This is a genomic window from Streptomyces sp. NPDC048606 (genome assembly GCF_040650855.1).
Classification (GTDB): domain Bacteria; phylum Actinomycetota; class Actinomycetes; order Streptomycetales; family Streptomycetaceae; genus Streptomyces.
In genome coordinates this window covers 215953-228510 of sequence record NZ_JBEZIB010000005.1, presented here as the reverse complement: position 1 = coordinate 228510, position 12558 = coordinate 215953, and the positions used below count along the sequence as shown (strand labels likewise).

The following is a 12558-nucleotide window of genomic DNA, read 5'->3' as shown; positions in this document are numbered from 1 at the left end:
GTGTTGCCGATTCCGGGAAACCGGGGTGGAATGCCCGCATGGACACACCGGAGCCCTATCAGTCGGTACTGGACGAGGTCGCCCCCCGGCTCAAGCGGTTGCGCGCCCAGCGGGGGCTCACCCTGGCGGCGCTCTCCGAGGAGACCGGCATCTCCAAGAGCACCCTCTCCCGGCTGGAGTCCGGTCAACGCCGCCCGAGTCTGGAGTTGCTGCTGCCGCTCGCGGGCGCCTACCGGGTGCCGCTCGACGACCTGGTGGGAGCGCCCGAGGTCGGGGACCCGCGGGTCCGGTTGAAGCCGCACCCGCTGCCCCACGGGGGGACCGTCGTCCCGCTGACCCGGACCCCGGGCCCCCTCCAGGCGTACAAGATGATCATCACCGACCGGGGCTCGGAGCCCGACCGCCGGACGCACGAGGGCTACGAGTGGCTGTACGTGCTCGACGGGAAGCTCCGGCTGGTCCTCGCCGAGCACGACCTCGTGCTCGGGCCCGGTGAGGCGGCCGAGTTCGACACCCGCGTGCCCCACTGGTTCAGCAGCGCGGACGGGCGGCCCGTGGAGGTCCTCAGCCTGTTCGGGCGACAGGGCGAGCGCATGCACGTCCGGGCCAAGCCGCAGAGCTGAACGCCCCGCCGCCGAACCCGCCTCTCGGCGGCCCCGGCCCCGCCTCGGACTCAGCCCGCGGCTTCGGGGGCCGCCGCGGTCGCCTCGGCCTCCTCGGTGGCCTTCACCGCCCCGAGGAGGGTTTCCGCCGTGTCCGTCACCCACGGGTCCCCGTGCCCGAAGCAGGCCACGGACGGCGCGAGTTCGGCAAGGCGGCGGAACGACGCGACGGCCTGCGCGCGGTCCACGTTGAACACGCCCAACATCACTTGGCCCACCCCCGCGACGCAGTCACCGGTGAACAGGACCCCGTGCCGGGGCAGGTGCACGCCGATGCTGCCCGGCGTGTGTCCCGGGGCGTGGACCACCACCGCCCCGTCGCCGAACGGCAGCACCTCGCCGTCCTCCAACTCCCGGTCCACCGGAGTCGGCGGCGCCTGCGGCACCGTCAGGCCGTGCGCGTACAGCGGGACCTCCCAGTCCAGCAGCACCGGCTCGGGCACGGGCAGTTCGCCGCGGACCACGGGCGCGTCCAGCCGGTGCGCCCACACCCGCGCGCCCCAGCGGGCGGCCAGTTCCCCGGCGGCGCCCACGTGGTCGCGGTGGCAGTGCGTCAGGACGATCCGCTCCAACCCTTCGGGCCGCGCCCCGAGGGAACGTATCGCCTCCTCGATCGCGCCGGCCGATCCGGCGTGGCCGGCGTCGATGAGGGTGAGGGCTTCGCCGTCCCGCCAGAGGTAGGCCTGGCCGATCGGGAAGCGGAGCATGTGGAGCCGGTCCGGGAGCAGTTCTACGAGGTCCATACCGGGGAACGTAGACGCCCGAACCGGCTCCGCGCGCGTGACTTCACCGGGAGCGGACTACGCCCTGGGCGCAGTGCGCCCGGGGCGAAATCCCCTTCCGCGGGCGGGTGTCAGCCGCGCTTGGACTCGGCGTAGTTCACCAGGAACAGGGCCTCCGCGACCGACAGCCGCTCCAGCTCCTGCGGGGAGACGCTCTCGTTCACCGCGTGGATCTGCGCCTCCGGCTCGCTCAGCCCGATCAGCAGCATCTCCGCGCCCGGGTAGAGCGAGGTCAGGGTGTTGCACAGGGGGATCGACCCGCCCATGCCGCTGACCTGCATCTCCTGGCCGGGGTAGGCGACGCTCATCGCCGCCGCCATCGAGGCGTACGCCGGGCTCGTCGTGTCGGCCTGGAACGGCTGGCCCTGGCCGACGACCTCCAGCTCCAGGCGGGCCTTCCACGGGGTGTGCGCCACCAGGTGCGCCTCCAGCAGCTTGATCGCCTCGCCGGTGTCCACGCCCGGCGGCACGCGCAGGCTGATCAGCGCGCCGGCGCTCGCGTGCACGGACGGGGTCGCGCCGATCACCGGCGGGCAGTCGATGCCGAGGACGGTGACGGCGGGACGGGCCCAGAGCCGGTCGGCGATGGTGCCCTCACCGATGAGCTCGACGCCGTCCAGCACCTTCGCGTCCGCGCGGAAGTCCTCCTCCGGGTACTGCAGGCCCTCCCACACCGCGTCCGAGGCCAGGCCGTCCACCGTCGTGGAACCGTCGGCCGAACGCAGCGACGCGAGCAACTGCACCAGCGCGGCCAGCGCGTCGGGGGCGACACCGCCGAACATGCCCGAGTGCAGGTTGCCGCCCAGCGTGTCGATCCTGACCTTGATCAGGGTCATGCCGCGCAGGGTGGCCGTGACCGTCGGCAGGCCGAGGCGGAAGTTGCCCGCGTCGCCGATGACGATGGTGTCGGCGGCCAGCAACTCCGGGTGCGCCTCGGCGTACTGCTGGAGACCGCCGGTGCCCTGTTCCTCCGAGCCCTCCACGATCACCTTCACGGAGACCGGGATCCCGCCGTTGGCCTTCAGGGCGCGCAGCGCCAGCAGGTGCATGATGAACCCGCCCTTGCAGTCGGCGGCGCCGCGCCCGTACCAACGGCCCTCGCGCTCGGTCAGCTCGAAGGCGGGGGAGATCCAGGCGGCGTCGTCCAGCGGCGGCTGCACGTCGTAGTGCGCGTACAGCAGTACGGTCGGGGCGCCCTCGGGGCCGGGCAGGAAGCCGTACACGGACTGGGTGCCGTCGGGGGTGTCGAGCAGCGCCACGTCCTGGAAGCCCTCGACGCGCAGGGCGTCGGCCACCCAGGCCGCGGCGGCCTCGCTCTCGCTCTTGGGGAACTGCGCCCAGTCCGCGACCGACTGGAAGGCCACCAACTCGGCCAGCTCCGCCTTGGCGCGGGGCATCAGCGAGGCGATGGTCTCGGCGATCGGATTCTGGGACATGGGCACGCTCCTCGTGGGTGCGACGTTGTATGGGTGCCGGGGTACGGCGGTACGGCGGTACTGCGCGGTCGCGGTACGGCGGTCCCCGTACGGCGGAAAACAAGGTGAAGCCGGCAACGATCCTCGCACAGAGGGTCCGGTCCCACTCGCGCCGTAGGATTTCCACGGCATCCGAGCAACCGCGTGATCAGGAGCAGCAGCACATCGTGAGCAGCGACGACGACGTACACGGCGCAAGCGCAGAGCAGGCCGCTCAGGGGGCGGACGAGGGGACGGCGCCCGCAGCGGCGGACGGCCCGGAAGGCGGCCCGGGGGGCGGTACGACGGACGGCGCCGCGGCGCACGCCGCGACGACCGACGGCACGGCGAAGGACGCCGCGACGACGGACGGTACGCGGGACGGCGGGCCCGTCGCCGGGACCGGTCCCGCTGCGGACGCGGAGGCCGCGCCGGCGGAAGCGGCCGGGGCGACCGGCGAGGTGTGGGACGTCGTGGTGGTCGGCGCCGGACCGGCGGGCGCCTCGGCGGCGCACGCGGCGGCGGAGGCCGGCCGGCGCGTCCTGCTGCTGGAGAAGGCCGAACTGCCGCGCTACAAGACCTGCGGCGGCGGCATCATCGGCCCCTCGCGCGACGCCCTGCCGCCGGGCTTCGTCCTGCCCTTCCGTGACCGCGTCCACGCGGTCACCTTCTCCCTGAACGGGAAGCTGACCCGCACGCGCCGCTCGAAGGGCATGCTCTTCGGGCTCATCAACCGGCCCGAGTTCGACGCCGCGCTGGTCGCCGAGGCCGAGAAGGCCGGCGCGACGGTGCGCACCGGCACGGCCGTCACCCGCGTCGAGCAGCACGGCGCGGCAGTGCCCGACCGGCGCACGGTCGCGGTGGTCCTGGCGGACGGCGAGACGGTGCTCGCCCGCGCCGTCGTCGGCGCGGACGGCAGCGCGAGCCGCATCGGCGCGCACGTCGGGGTGGAGATGGACCAGGTCGACCTGGGCCTGGAGGCGGAGATCCCGGTGCCGGCGACGGTGGCCGAGGACTGGAAGGGGCGCGTCCTCATCGACTGGGGCCCGCTGCCCGGCAGTTACGGCTGGGTCTTCCCCAAGGGGGACACCCTCACCGTGGGCGTCATCTCCGCCAAGGGGGACGGCGCGGCCACCAAGCGCTACCTGGACGACTTCATCGCCCGGCTGGGCCTCGCCGGTTTCGAGCCGGCCGTCTCCTCCGGGCACCTGACGCGGTGCCGCAAGCCGGACTCGCCGCTGTCGCGCGGTCGGGTCCTGGTGGCGGGGGACGCGGCCGGGCTGCTGGAGCCGTGGACGCGGGAGGGCATCTCCTTCGCGCTGCGCTCGGGGCGGCTCGCGGGGGAGTGGGCCGCGAAGATCTCCGAGGCTCAGGACGCGGTGGACGCGCGGCGCCAGGCGCTGAACTACGCCTTCGCGATCAAGGCCGGGCTCGGTGTGGAAATGGCCGTGGGCAAGCGGATGCTGACGGTGTTCGAGGCCCGACCGGGGATGCTGCACGCGGCGATCACCGGTCTGCGGCCGGCCTGGTTGGCGTTCGCCCGGATCACGCGGGGTGCGACGACCCTGGCGGACCTGGTCCGCACCTACCCGCTGGCGCGCAAGGCACTGCACCTGCTGGACGCCCGGCAGGCGCGCGAGGGCCGGACCGACGTCTGACGCGTCCGACGCGCGCTCGTTTCCGCTACTGACCTGACCTGACCTGACCCGACCCGACCCACCGCCCGGCCCGGAGGCCGTCCACGGCGCGCCACGCGCGTCGGGGGCGCGCCACCGCGCCGGGCGGTGGGCGTTCGGGGCGCGGGCGGAGCGGCGTTCGGGGCGCGTTCGGCGCGGCGGGCCTGGCGGCGTGCGGTGCGTCGGGGTCACCGCTCGACCGTGATGAGGAAGACGGGGTGGTCGGCGCAGGCCTTGCGGAGTTCGGCGTCCGAGGACTTCGCGGTGACCCCCTGGAAGAACCGGTTCACCTCCCAGCCCCACTTCTCCAGGTAGGCGCGCAGCACGACCGCCTTCCGCTCCGGGTCGGTGATCTCGGTCGCCGTGAACGTGCGCACCCGGCGGCCGACGCGCAGCTCCCCGCCGCCCGCCACCCGCATGTTGCGCACCCACTGGGAGTGGCCGCGGGCCGAGACCAGGTACCGCGCGCCGTCGTACTCGTGCGGGTTGACCGGTATCCGCTGCATCCGGCCGGAGGTGCGGCCGCGCACCGACAGCTCGGCGGTGCCGGCGAGGCTGATGCCGAGGCGGGCCAGCTTGCCCACGAGGGAGTTGAAGCGGACGCCGACCGCACTGGCCCGGACGTAGTGGGGAGTGGGGGTGGGCGCGTTCACGATGGCCTCCGACGGCAATGGGAGAGCGGTGCTCTCGCTTGAGACCAGTGTGCACGGATCGGTGCACCAAAACAAGAGCAGTGCTCTCTGAATGGTTCAGTGCTCCGAAAATTGGGCGGTGCTCTGAACCCCTGGCACACTGCACCACATGAGTACCGTGCGAGGAGCCAGGGAACGGGCCCGTATCGAGGTCACCGCCGCCATCAAGGACGAGGCGCGTCGCGCGCTCGCGGCCGAGGGGGCGGCGAAACTCTCGCTGCGCGCCGTCGCCCGCGAGCTCGGCATGGTCTCCTCCGCCCTCTACCGCTACTTCCCGAGCCGCGACGAGCTGCTGACCGCGCTGATCATCGACGCCTACGACAGCGTGGGCGCCGTCGCGGAGGCCGCCGACGCCGAGGCCCTCGCCGCGGGGGCCCCGCCGCGCGCCCGCTGGCTCGCGGTCTGCACGGCGATCCGCGGGTGGGCCCTGGCCCATCCGCACGAGTACGCCCTCATCTACGGGTCCCCCGTCCCCGGCTACAGCGCGCCCCTCGACACCGTCGGCCCGGCCTCCCGCGCCGCCGAGACCTTCATCGGCATCCTGCGCGCGGCCCACGCCGGCCGCGGCCTCGCCCTGCCGCCGCTGCCCGGGAACCTGCGCCCCGAGGCCCGGCGGATGGCCGCGGACTTCGACGAAGGCCTGCCGCCGGAGGTCGCGGCGGCCCTGGTCGCGACGTGGGCGCAGCTGTTCGGGCTGATCTCCTTCGAGCTGTTCGGCCAGTTCGAGCGGGTGGTGGAGGAGCGGGACGCCTTCTTCGCGTACGCGGCGGACCGACTGGGGCGGGAGGTCGGCCTGCCCCTCGTGTGACGGTTCGCTTGTCTGTTCCTCACACCAATCCTGATGGTTCGCCGTTCATCGACTTTCCGCGCGTCTACTCTCGACGGATCCCCCCACCGCGCCGCCCCGCGCCGCCCGTCCCGTCATCCGACCATCCGTCATCCGACCGTCCCGTCGCCGGAGGAAACGCCCGTGGTCCGCCCCCGTGCCGTGAAGGTCCTGTACGCCGTCCTGTTGACCGCGTTGCTCGTCGCCTCGGTTCCCGCGGTCATCGCCGTGGCGGAAGGTTTCCGCAACCCCACCGCAACCGGCGTGCCCGCCGCGGCGCCCCCCTCCGCGACCCCGTCCCCGCCCCCGTCCCCGACCGCGTTACCGGCGCCCGCCGCGCCCCCGACGGTGACCCCCACGCCCCGGCCGCCCGGCGTGCGCGGCCTGGAGATCGGCGTCCCCGCCTATGTCTGGGCCGATGCCCCCATGCTGACCGACGTGACAGCCACCGGCCCGGCCGCCTCCCTCGTCGTCCTGAACCCGGGCAACGGCGACGCCCCCTTCGACGCCGCCTGGCGGGCGCGCGCCGACGCCCTGCGCGCCGGCACCACCGCCACCGGCGAGCGGACCAAGGTCCTCGGCTACGTCCACACCGACCACGGCAAGCGGGACCCGGAGGCCGTCAAGGCCTCCGTCGACAACTACCTCAAACCCCTCGGGAAGGACCGGCGGCTGCACGTCGACGGCATCTTCTTCGACGTCGTCAGCCGCGACTGCGGTCCCGACAACGCCACCCGCGACCACTACGCCGCCCTGCGCCGCCACGTCCAGGACGCGATGCGGGCGGTCGATCCCACCGCGACCGACCTGGTCGTGAACAACCCGGGCACCGCCATCGCCGACTGCTACCTGGAGCCCGGCCACCGCACCGCCGACATCTTCGTGACCTACGAGGACACCTACGCGGCGTACACGAGCGACGGTTGGCGCGGCGGCAACGTGTTCGACGCCGAGTCCGGCTACCGCCCGGGCACCGAACTGGACCCGACCGGGACCGCGTTCTGGCACCTCGTCCACGAGGTCCCCGACGACCCCGCGATGCGGGCGACCCTGCGCACCGCCTTCGACCGGGGCGCCGGCTACGCCTACGCGACGGACACCGTCATGCCCAACCCGTGGAACGCCGCTCCGACGTGGAAGTTCGGGGCCCAGACGGGCTACGCCTCCACGCTCGGCTGACCGTCGCACCCGCCGGGCCCGGGAGCGGGACCCGTGTCGTCGGATCCCGTGCGGTCGGATTTCGCGCGGTCGGATCCCGGGCCGTCGGATCCCGTGCGGTCGAACCGCCACAGCACGCGCCCGACCCGCGCCAGGAAGGCCGCGCCGGCCAGGACGCCGCTCACCGCCATCGCCGTCCCGTCCGTTCCGGCCGGCAGCGGCAGGGCCCACGCGAGGCCGTAGAGGGCGGCGAAGACCACGGCGGCGGCGAGGCAGCCCGTGACGAACGCGTACCCGATCTCGACGGTCACCGCGTCCCGCCGCGCCGCCTCGCTCCTGTCCATGCGGGGCAGTCTCACCCCGCCCGCCGGCCCCCACAAGCGAGACCCGCGCCGATCGTCCGGAAACGGCCGGTTCAGATGCCCGACGTCTCGATCCACAGGCGGGCCGTGGCGGCGTCGCCGGTGACGCCCGGCCCCGTCAGCGGCAGGCGGTTCCACAGGGCGGCGTACAGCCACGCCGCCTCACCGCTCACCTCGCAGTCCGCGGGTTCCCCCGTGTCCCCGCGCACCGTGCGGGCCGGCTCCTTCGACAGGTGCACCGTCCACACCGCGCCCGTGTCGCGGGCCCGCACCCGCAGCACGCGGGGTTCCTCCGTACGCACCCGGCTGCGCGGCCGGGCGTGGAAGCCGGTCAGCAGCTCGTCGACGCCGTCCTCCGCGAACGCCGCGTCCACCGGGCCGAAGACCCCGCCGAGTGCGGACTCGGCGTCGAAGCGGTGCACGGTCGTCTCGTGCGCCTGCCGGCGCGCCCAGAACGCCAGCGGGGACGGCGGCGCCGTCGGCAGGAACGTCCAGCACGCCACGTCCCGCGGGGCCCGGGACAGGGTGTCGACCAGCGTCGCGTGCCCATCCCGGAACCAGGACGTCAGCTCCGCGCCGACGAGCTCCGGCGGGTCGGGGAACTCCACCGGCTCCACCCGGGCGTCCGCCACGAACCCGGTCGCCCAGCGGTGCACCGCCCCCGTGTGCCGCAGCAGATCGCCGACCCGCCACTCGGGACAGGTCGACACCGCCGCCTCCGTTCCGGCCCGTTCGGCCGCCTCGGCGAGCAGCTCGCCTTCCCTCGCGAGCGTCTCCACGTATTCGGTGATCTTCATGTCGCGAGTCTGCCGGCAGCCCGCCCGACAATGGAGGGGTGGACGGTGAACTCTTCCCGGAACCCTTTCCGGAACCCTTCGCGGAGCCCTTCCCGGAGCTCTTCGCGCGCGAGCGCGAAGAGATCGCGCCGGGCGCCGTGCACGTGCCCGACTGGCTGGGCCCGCGCCGCCAACGCGAGCTGCTCGACGCCTGTCGGGAGTGGGCCCGCCCACCCGCCGGACTGCGCACGGTCCACACCCCGGGCGGCGCCGCGATGACCGCCCGCCAGGTGTGCCTGGGCCGGCACTGGTACCCGTACGGCTACGCGCGCACCGCCGTCGACGGCGACGGGGCCCCCGTCAAACCGATGCCGGCCTGGCTCGCCGAGCTGGGGCGCGAGGCCGTCACCGCCGCCTACGGGACGCCCCCGCCGGTCGGGGAGGAGTACGACATCGCCCTGGTCAACTTCTACCGGGGCGACTCCCGCATGGGCATGCACCAGGACGCCGACGAACGCTCCCCGGCCCCGGTGGTGTCCCTGAGCCTCGGCGACTCCTGCGTGTTCCGCTTCGGCAACACCGCCACGCGCGGGCGACCGTACCGGGACGTCGAGCTGCGCAGCGGGGACCTGTTCGTCTTCGGCGGGCCCGCGCGGGCGGCCCACCACGGGGTGCCGAGGGTCCTGCCCGGGACCGGGCCGGCGGACCTCGGCCTGACCGGGCGGCTGAACATCACACTGCGGGTGGGCGGCCTGGACCCGTAGGGCGGCGCCCGAGACCTCCCGATCATGCGAGGATCCATGTCATGAACGGCAACGGGGTCCCGCCGAGGGGCGGGGATGTGTCCGAGGTGTCCGCCGGCCCGGCGGGGTCCGGGGCGTCCGCGGCTTCGCCCCCCGGGTCCGCGTCGGCGGCCTCGGCGGCCTCCGCGGCCTCGGCGCGCAGTCGGCTGGAACGCGGTCGCGGAGCGCTCGGCCCGGCCCTGGAGCTGGTGCACACCGGCAGGGCCCCGACCCGCGCCGTCCTGACCGCCGAGCTCGGCGTCACCCGGGCCACCGCCGGCGCGGTCGCCGCCGAACTGGAGGCGCTCGGCCTGATCCGCGTGGACTCCCGCCCCGGCGGCGCCGGAGGCACGCAGGGCCGCCCCTCCCACCGCCTCGCGGTGGACGAGAACGGTCCGGTGGCGCTCGCCGCCCAGGTGCACCCCGACGGGTTCCGGGCCGCGCTCGTGGGCCTCGGCGGGCGGATCGTGGCCACCGCGCCCGGCAAGATGACCGTCTCCGCCGACCCCGCGCAGGTCCTCGGGGCCGTCGTCGAGGCGGGCGCCGAGCTGCTCGCCGAGACCGGGCGGCGCTGCGTCGGCGCCGGCCTCGCGGTGCCCTCCGCGGTCGCGGAGCCGGACGGCACCGCCCTCAACCCCCTGCACCTGGCCTGGCCGGCCGGTTCTCCCGTACGGGACATCTTCGCCGAGCGGGTGAAGGCCGCCGGTATCGACGGACCGGCCCTGACCGGCAACGACGTCAACCTGGCCGCCCTCGCCGAGCACCGCCACGGCGCCGGCCGCAGCGCCCAGCACCTGCTGTGCGTGGCCACCGGCCACCGGGGAGTCGGCGGTGCGCTGGTCCTGGACGGCCGCCTGCACAGCGGTAGCGCCGGCCTCGCCCTGGAGGTCGGCCACCTCACCGTGAACCCGGAGGGCCGCCCCTGCCACTGCGGCGGACGCGGCTGCCTGGACGTCGAGGCCGACCCGCTGGCCTTCCTGACGGCGGCCGGCCGCACCCCCGGCCCCGAGGTGTCCCTCCTCCAGCAGGCCCGCGACCTGCTGCGCACCGAGTACGCCTCGGCGGCGGTGCGCACCGCCGCCGAGGAACTCATCGACCGCCTGGGCCTGGGGCTCGCCGGCCTGGTCAACATCCTCAACCCGGACCGGATCATCCTGGGCGGCCTGCACCAGGAACTGCTGTACGCCGACCCGGAACGGCTGCGCGCGGTGGTCGCGGACCGCAGCCTGTGGGGGCGCAGCGGGGGAGTGCCGATCCTGCCGTGCACCCTCGACCACAACAGCCTGGTCGGGGCCGCCGAGCTGGCCTGGCAGCCGGTGCTGGACGACCCGCTCGGAACGCTGGGCACGGCTGCCTGACACCGGCCCCGGTCGGCCCCGGCTCGGCGCCCGCCGGCGGGCGGGGCGCGGGGCCGCGCGGACCGGGGAGCCGCCCCGGCTCCGGGGGAGTCAGCCGGGCCCGGGGCCGACCGAGGCCGACACCGGCACGCCCGTCGAGAGGGGCCGCGCGTCGACAGCGACGGGTACCGGCCGGGCGGGTTCTCGTACGGGCACCAGGGCGTCGATGCGGACGGCCGGCCCGTGCGGGACGGGGGCGGGGGCGGCCCGCAGCGAGAACCAGACCGACTTGCCCCGCGCGCCCTCCAGGGGCCGCGCCCCCCAGGCCTCGCTCAGCGCCTCGACGAGCGCCAGCCCGCGCCCCGAGGTCTCCAGAGCGCCGGCCTCGTGCCGTACGGGCAGTCGCGGATCGCTGTCGTGCACCGACACGGTGACCCGGCCGAGGCGGAGTTCGATCTCGACCCTGCACACCTTGTCGGGCTGCGCATGTCGGTGGACGTTGCTCAGCAGCTCCGTCACGCCGAGCGCGGCCCGGTCGACGAGCGGATCGAGCTGCCAGTGGCGCAGTTGTGCAGAAACGATTCTGCGGATCTGTCCGATCCGCACCGGCAAGGCCTGCAGTTCCACGACGCAGTGCCTACGGGAATGACTGATCACGGCTGCGACTCCCCGATATCAGTGTTACGGGTGCTGCACCCTCGGTAGCCCACCACAAGGGTCACCCACCGTCGCCCCACGTGCAACCGAACGCCACCGAAAGCAATCCGCATGGAAACCCAAAGTAACCGTTTGCGCAGGTGAGGGGGGTACATTGCGAAAGAGGGGGGCCACGGAACGGACAAGGGAGCAAGGCGCATGAGCACCACCGGCACCACCGGTAAAACGGCCTCGAACGCGGTGACGACGATCGACGTCGACCGCAGCGACGCGGACTACCGAGCCTGGCTCAAGGAGGCCGTGCGCAAGGTCCAGGCGGACGCCAACCGCTCCGCCGACACCCACCTGCTGCGCTTCCCCCTCCCCGAGGAATGGGGCATCGACCTCTACCTCAAGGACGAGTCCACGCACCCGACGGGCTCCCTGAAGCACCGCCTGGCCCGCTCCCTGTTCCTCTACGCGCTGTGCAACGGCTGGGTGCGCCCCGACCGCCCCGTCATCGAGGCCTCCAGCGGCTCCACCGCCGTCTCCGAGGCCTACTTCGCCAAGCTCATCGGCGTCCCGTTCATCGCGGTCATGCCGCGCACCACCAGCCCCGAGAAGTGCCGGCTGATCGAATTCCACGGCGGCGCCTGCCACTTCGTCGACGACCCGATGAAGATGTACGAGGAGTCCGCCGACCTCGCCGCCCGCACCGGCGGCCACTACATGGACCAGTTCACGTACGCGGAGCGCGCCACGGACTGGCGCGGCAACAACAACATCGCAGAATCGATTTACCAGCAGCTGCGCCTGGAGCGGTACCCCGAGCCCACCTGGATCGTCGCGACCGCCGGCACCGGCGGCACCTCCGCGACCATCGCCCGCTACGTGCACTACATGCAGCACGACACCCGCGTCTGCGTCCCGGACCCGGAGAACTCCTGCTTCTTCGACGGCTGGACGCGCCACGACCCGCACGCGAGCAGCGACTGCGGATCGCGCATCGAGGGCATCGGCCGCCCCCGGATGGAACCCAGCTTCGTGCCCGGCGCCATCGACCGCATGATGCGGGTCCCGGACGCGGCGAGCGTCGCCGCCTGCCGCGCCCTCGAAGCGGCCATCGGCCGCAAGGCGGGCGGCTCGACCGGCACGGGCCTGTGGAGCGCGCTGAAGATCGTCTCGGAGATGGTGGCCGAAGGCCGCACGGGCAGCGTCGTGACCCTGCTGTGCGACCCGGGCGACCGCTACCTCGACAAGTACTACTCCGACGAGTGGCTCGCGGCGCAGGGCCTCGACATCACCCCGTACGCGAAGACGCTGGAGACGCTGCTGACGACGGGCGACTGGGCCGAACCGACGGTCTGAGGGGCGTCGAAGCGGTGGCGTGACCGGCGGCCTGACCGGCGGCTGGA

13 protein-coding genes are annotated in these 12558 nt (G+C 74.0%); 7 read left to right on the top strand and 6 right to left on the bottom strand.

The window, feature by feature from the left end:
* The first annotated feature begins 38 nt into the window (after positions 1 to 38).
* On the top strand, positions 39 to 623 hold the full coding sequence (locus AB0D01_RS08130; protein ID WP_363054230.1) for an XRE family transcriptional regulator: 585 nt from the start codon (positions 39 to 41) through the stop codon (positions 621 to 623).
* Between the two features lie 50 nt (positions 624 to 673).
* Here the strand turns inward: AB0D01_RS08130 and AB0D01_RS08125 are convergent, their stop codons facing one another.
* Together AB0D01_RS08125 and AB0D01_RS08120 are read right to left on the bottom strand one after the other, a co-directional pair.
* A complete protein-coding gene (locus AB0D01_RS08125; protein WP_363054229.1) occupies positions 674 to 1405 on the bottom strand; it encodes an MBL fold metallo-hydrolase in 732 nt (243 codons plus the stop codon).
* Positions 1406 to 1515: 110 nt separating this feature from the next.
* On the bottom strand, positions 1516 to 2880 hold the full coding sequence (locus AB0D01_RS08120; protein ID WP_363054228.1) for a dipeptidase: 1365 nt from the start codon (positions 2878 to 2880) through the stop codon (positions 1516 to 1518).
* 479 nt (positions 2881 to 3359) lie between these two features.
* On the opposite strand from AB0D01_RS08120, the gene AB0D01_RS08115 reads away from it, so the two are divergent.
* Positions 3360 to 4556, top strand: coding sequence for a geranylgeranyl reductase family protein (locus AB0D01_RS08115; protein WP_363054294.1), 1197 nt, complete (start codon positions 3360 to 3362; stop codon positions 4554 to 4556).
* A gap of 206 nt (positions 4557 to 4762) precedes the next feature.
* Here AB0D01_RS08115 and AB0D01_RS08110 read toward each other — a convergent pair whose 3' ends face one another.
* On the bottom strand, positions 4763 to 5230 hold the full coding sequence (locus AB0D01_RS08110) for a nitroreductase/quinone reductase family protein (RefSeq protein WP_363054293.1): 468 nt from the start codon (positions 5228 to 5230) through the stop codon (positions 4763 to 4765).
* 145 nt (positions 5231 to 5375) lie between these two features.
* Between AB0D01_RS08110 and AB0D01_RS08105 the strand changes: the two genes are divergently transcribed.
* Together AB0D01_RS08105 and AB0D01_RS08100 are read left to right on the top strand one after the other, a co-directional pair.
* Positions 5376 to 6074 (top strand): TetR/AcrR family transcriptional regulator, encoded by a 699-nt coding sequence (locus AB0D01_RS08105; RefSeq protein WP_363054227.1) that lies wholly within the window; start codon positions 5376 to 5378, stop codon positions 6072 to 6074.
* A gap of 162 nt (positions 6075 to 6236) precedes the next feature.
* Positions 6237 to 7271, top strand: a complete 1035-nt coding sequence (locus tag AB0D01_RS08100; RefSeq protein ID WP_363054226.1) for a spherulation-specific family 4 protein — start codon at positions 6237 to 6239, stop codon at positions 7269 to 7271.
* Here AB0D01_RS08100 and AB0D01_RS08095 read toward each other — a convergent pair.
* Positions 7250 to 7594 (bottom strand): DUF6332 family protein, encoded by a 345-nt coding sequence (locus AB0D01_RS08095; protein WP_363054225.1) that lies wholly within the window; start codon positions 7592 to 7594, stop codon positions 7250 to 7252. The two genes, AB0D01_RS08100 and AB0D01_RS08095, sit on opposite strands and share 22 nt — an antisense overlap.
* Before the next feature lie 71 nt (positions 7595 to 7665).
* Positions 7666 to 8409 carry a maleylpyruvate isomerase family mycothiol-dependent enzyme gene (locus AB0D01_RS08090; RefSeq protein WP_363054224.1) on the bottom strand — a complete coding sequence of 248 codons (744 nt, stop codon included), beginning with the start codon at positions 8407 to 8409 and terminating at the stop codon, positions 7666 to 7668.
* A gap of 38 nt (positions 8410 to 8447) precedes the next feature.
* On the opposite strand from AB0D01_RS08090, the gene AB0D01_RS08085 reads away from it, so the two are divergent.
* Entirely contained in the window at positions 8448 to 9152 is a 705-nt protein-coding gene (locus AB0D01_RS08085; RefSeq protein WP_363054223.1) for an alpha-ketoglutarate-dependent dioxygenase AlkB, read from the top strand.
* A gap of 41 nt (positions 9153 to 9193) precedes the next feature.
* Positions 9194 to 10528, top strand: a complete 1335-nt coding sequence (locus AB0D01_RS08080; protein WP_363054222.1) for an ROK family protein — start codon at positions 9194 to 9196, stop codon at positions 10526 to 10528.
* 90 nt (positions 10529 to 10618) lie between these two features.
* Here AB0D01_RS08080 and AB0D01_RS08075 read toward each other — a convergent pair whose 3' ends face one another.
* Entirely contained in the window at positions 10619 to 11164 is a 546-nt protein-coding gene (locus tag AB0D01_RS08075; RefSeq protein ID WP_363054221.1) for an ATP-binding protein, read from the bottom strand.
* A gap of 198 nt (positions 11165 to 11362) precedes the next feature.
* On the opposite strand from AB0D01_RS08075, the gene AB0D01_RS08070 reads away from it, so the two are divergent.
* Positions 11363 to 12511, top strand: coding sequence for a PLP-dependent cysteine synthase family protein (locus tag AB0D01_RS08070; RefSeq protein WP_363054220.1), 1149 nt, complete (start codon positions 11363 to 11365; stop codon positions 12509 to 12511).
* Positions 12512 to 12558: the final 47 nt, after the last annotated feature.

What these genes read in the sequence shown, in the direction of transcription:
- AB0D01_RS08120 (WP_363054228.1), bottom strand. Translation starts at nt 2,880, where the DNA reads ATGTCCCAGAATCCGATCGCCGAGACCATCGCCTCGCTGATGCCCCGC.
- AB0D01_RS08130 (WP_363054230.1), top strand. Translation starts at nt 39, where the DNA reads ATGGACACACCGGAGCCCTATCAGTCGGTACTGGACGAGGTCGCCCCC.
- AB0D01_RS08125 (WP_363054229.1), bottom strand. Translation starts at nt 1,405, where the DNA reads ATGGACCTCGTAGAACTGCTCCCGGACCGGCTCCACATGCTCCGCTTC.
- AB0D01_RS08090 (WP_363054224.1), bottom strand. Translation starts at nt 8,409, where the DNA reads ATGAAGATCACCGAATACGTGGAGACGCTCGCGAGGGAAGGCGAGCTG.
- AB0D01_RS08095 (WP_363054225.1), bottom strand. Translation starts at nt 7,594, where the DNA reads ATGGACAGGAGCGAGGCGGCGCGGCGGGACGCGGTGACCGTCGAGATC.
- AB0D01_RS08105 (WP_363054227.1), top strand. Translation starts at nt 5,376, where the DNA reads ATGAGTACCGTGCGAGGAGCCAGGGAACGGGCCCGTATCGAGGTCACC.
- AB0D01_RS08070 (WP_363054220.1), top strand. Translation starts at nt 11,363, where the DNA reads ATGAGCACCACCGGCACCACCGGTAAAACGGCCTCGAACGCGGTGACG.
- AB0D01_RS08080 (WP_363054222.1), top strand. Translation starts at nt 9,194, where the DNA reads ATGAACGGCAACGGGGTCCCGCCGAGGGGCGGGGATGTGTCCGAGGTG.